This is a genomic window from Streptomyces durbertensis, from assembly GCF_014156695.1.
Classification (GTDB): Bacteria; Actinomycetota; Actinomycetes; order Streptomycetales; family Streptomycetaceae; genus Streptomyces; species Streptomyces durbertensis.
Genome location: NZ_WMLF01000591.1, coordinates 1 through 2654 on the forward strand (window position 1 = coordinate 1; position 2654 = coordinate 2654).

Below are 2654 nucleotides of genomic sequence, written 5' to 3' on the forward strand. Positions count from 1 at the left end.
CCCCCGAGGCGCGCGGCGAACTCGCCGCCGCCCAGGACCTCGTCGGCTACACCACCTACCTCGACCGGGTCCCCCACCGCCCCGGCCAGCGCCGCCACCCCTCCGACAACAAGGTCGAGTCCGAACGCGCCGAGTTCGCCCTCGACCTCGCCCGACGCGGCCGCCGCGTCGCCGTGGTCTCCTCCGGCGACCCGGGCGTCTTCGCGATGGCCACCGCAGTACTGGAGGTCGCCGCCACCGAGCCCTACGCAAACGTCCCCGTCCGCGTCGTGCCCGGCGTCACCGCCGCCAACGCCGCCGCCTCCCGCGTCGGAGCCCCCCTCGGCCACGACTACGCCGTCATCTCCCTCTCCGACCGCCTCAAGCCCTGGGAGGTCATCGCGCAGCGCCTCGCCGCCGCCGCCTCCGCCGACCTCGCCCTGGCCCTCTACAACCCCGGCTCCCGCAGCCGCACCTGGCAGGTCGGCAAGGCCCGCGAACTCCTCCTGGAACACCGCGCCCCCGACACCCCCGTCGTCCTCGCCCGCGACGTGGGCGGCCCCACGGAACGCGTCCGCACCGTCCCCCTCGCCGACCTCAACCCCGCCGACGTCGACATGCGCACGATCATCCTGATCGGCAGCTCCCAGACCCAACACACCAACAACACCGTCTGGACCCCCCGCCGCTACCCCGACTGACGCGGAGCCGCCACAGGGGTCGGCCCCGAGCAGGCACCCCTGCTCGGGGTCGACCCCTGTGGCTGGGACCTCCGCGCTCAGATGCTTGTGTGCACGTGGGCGAGGAACGCGGCGAACTGCTGCGGAGCGACGAGCAGCGCCGGTCCCTCCGGCGTCTTGGAGTCACGGAGGGCGACGGCCTGGTAGGCGGTGTCGGTCAGGTCGGCGATCTCGACGCAGTTGTTGCCGGTGCCGCCGCTGTAGGAGGACTTGCGCCAGTGGGCGCCGGCCAGTTCGGTGGCCTTCGGGGTGCGGGTGTGAGTGGTCATTCGGTGATCTCTCGCGATAGCAGTTTCAGGAACCTCGGGGTGTCCTCGGGCGGCAGGGACGACGCCACGAGCGCGTTGAACCTGCGGGAGAACTTCCCGACCTCGCGGGGTGTGTCGGTGACCGACGAGGCACCCCACGCGTTGTCGACCTGGACCGTGGATGGCAGGGTGTCGCCCAGGTTCAGGATGCTGAAGTCGTTCACGGCCAGGTAGCCGCGCACGGTCTGGGGGAGCACCTGAACCGTGACGTGGTCCAGCGCCGTGAGCTTGATGATCTCGTCGTACTGTTCGCGCATGATCTCGCTGTTGCCGACGATGTAGCGAAGGGCGGGCTCGTAGAGCACGGCCCACAGCCGCAGGGGTTCCTCCTCCCGTGTGAGGGCTTCCTTGCGCCGCATCCGCACGTCGACGTTCTGGCGGATGAACTCGGTCGTGGTTTCCTCGATCGGCTTCATCGTCTCGTACAGCGCCTGCGCGTACGAGCGGGTCTGCAGCAGTCCGAGCACCAGGCACGGGTGGAATGCCTGGATCTCGATGGCGGCGGACTCGATACCGACGAAGCGCGGCATGCCCGAGGGCATCGCGCCCTTGTACTGCGTCCACCACTCCCGGCTGGAGGACTCGCGCTGGATGGCCAGCAGGCGTTCGATGTCCTCCTCGTCCTCCACGTGATAGCGCGCGAGGAGCGTGCGTAGGTCGCCGGAGCTGCGCAGGTCTCGCAGCCCGATCTCGACGCGGTAGAGCTTGGTGTCGGACAGCGGCAGACCGTCGACCGCCTCCTCCAGGGTGAGTCCGGCCTGCTTGCGCAACTCCCTCAACTCGTGACCGAGTTCGATCCGCCGTGCGGTCGGTCTTGCCCGTGCTGCCACGTGTCTGCCTCCCGGCCTATGTGCGAGCCGCCGCTGCCGATGTGCGGAGTGTGGCACGCCAAGTGCTGGTCGAAACAGCCCATGCGCTTGCCCTGGCATGTACCACTTTCCCGCAGGTGCGACTTCCCGTGCGGTTTCCCTTGCGGTTCCACTATGCCGACCGCCACCGTGAACGTGCGCCTAGAAGACCGAAGTTGGTCGACGGCGTTCGTAGTACTGCCTGCTTCGGCTTTCATGCCCGGCGAGCAGGCCACCAGCTCCTGTGCGGCTCACTCCTTGGGAGGCGGTATGCCCGTGTGCTCCAACCCCAGCGAACCCCTCAGGTACTCCAACACTGCTGCCGCCGGGCAACCGACCACGCCGATAGCGGCGGAGGCCGCGGACTTCCGTGCCGCCCACGGCCCGCCCGCGACCTGGGACGCGCAGGAGTTCGAGGTCTACCTGGACCTGGAGCGCGTCGGCACCTCGGCGACGAAGCAGACGGGAGACGCCCCCACATGAGGACATCGAAGGCAGCCCCCTTCCGCGTCGGTGACCGCGTGCGCGGCATGTCCTACGTGCACCCCGACCGGCGACGTTGGGAGAAGCCGGAGACGTTCGAAGGCGTGGTGGTGCAGGTCGGCAGCGGCTACGCCGGCGTGGACGCCGAGCACTCCTTCGTATGGACCCGGCTCGCCGATCACACCGAGCGCCAGTCCCTCATCTGCGAGACCGAGCTGGTTCAGCCGGCCGAAGCCGAGGAGGTGTCCCGCTGATGCCCTCCCGACACCGCAAGCCCAGGCCGGACTGCGACGGCG

The 2654-nt window shown here is 69.6% G+C and carries 5 protein-coding genes; 3 read left to right on the forward strand and 2 right to left on the reverse strand.

Translation table 11 applies throughout. The features are described 5' to 3' along the window. Positions 1-680: precorrin-3B C(17)-methyltransferase (gene cobJ / locus GL263_RS24790; RefSeq protein WP_182857975.1), on the forward strand; the 680-nt coding region annotated here is incomplete at its 5' end. A gap of 77 nt (positions 681-757) precedes the next feature. Here cobJ and GL263_RS24795 read toward each other — a convergent pair. Then, positions 758-988 carry a DUF397 domain-containing protein gene (locus GL263_RS24795; RefSeq protein WP_182857976.1) on the reverse strand — a complete coding sequence of 77 codons (231 nt, stop codon included), beginning with the start codon at positions 986-988 and terminating at the stop codon, positions 758-760. Beyond that, positions 985-1857 carry a helix-turn-helix domain-containing protein gene (locus GL263_RS24800; RefSeq protein WP_182857977.1) on the reverse strand — a complete coding sequence of 291 codons (873 nt, stop codon included), beginning with the start codon at positions 1855-1857 and terminating at the stop codon, positions 985-987. The genes GL263_RS24795 and GL263_RS24800 overlap by 4 nt, the downstream gene beginning before the upstream one ends. Positions 1858-2145: 288 nt before the next feature. Between GL263_RS24800 and GL263_RS24805 the strand changes: the two genes are divergently transcribed. Continuing rightward, positions 2146-2358: a hypothetical protein gene (locus GL263_RS24805; RefSeq protein WP_143649017.1), complete on the forward strand. Its 213-nt coding sequence runs from the start codon at positions 2146-2148 to the stop codon at positions 2356-2358. After that, on the forward strand, positions 2355-2612 hold the full coding sequence (locus GL263_RS24810) for a hypothetical protein (protein ID WP_182857978.1): 258 nt from the start codon (positions 2355-2357) through the stop codon (positions 2610-2612). The genes GL263_RS24805 and GL263_RS24810 overlap by 4 nt, the downstream gene beginning before the upstream one ends. Positions 2613-2654 lie beyond the last annotated feature (42 nt).

What these genes read in the sequence shown, in the direction of transcription:
- GL263_RS24795 (WP_182857976.1), bottom strand. Translation starts at nt 988, where the DNA reads ATGACCACTCACACCCGCACCCCGAAGGCCACCGAACTGGCCGGCGCC.
- GL263_RS24805 (WP_143649017.1), top strand. Translation starts at nt 2,146, where the DNA reads ATGCCCGTGTGCTCCAACCCCAGCGAACCCCTCAGGTACTCCAACACT.
- GL263_RS24810 (WP_182857978.1), top strand. Translation starts at nt 2,355, where the DNA reads ATGAGGACATCGAAGGCAGCCCCCTTCCGCGTCGGTGACCGCGTGCGC.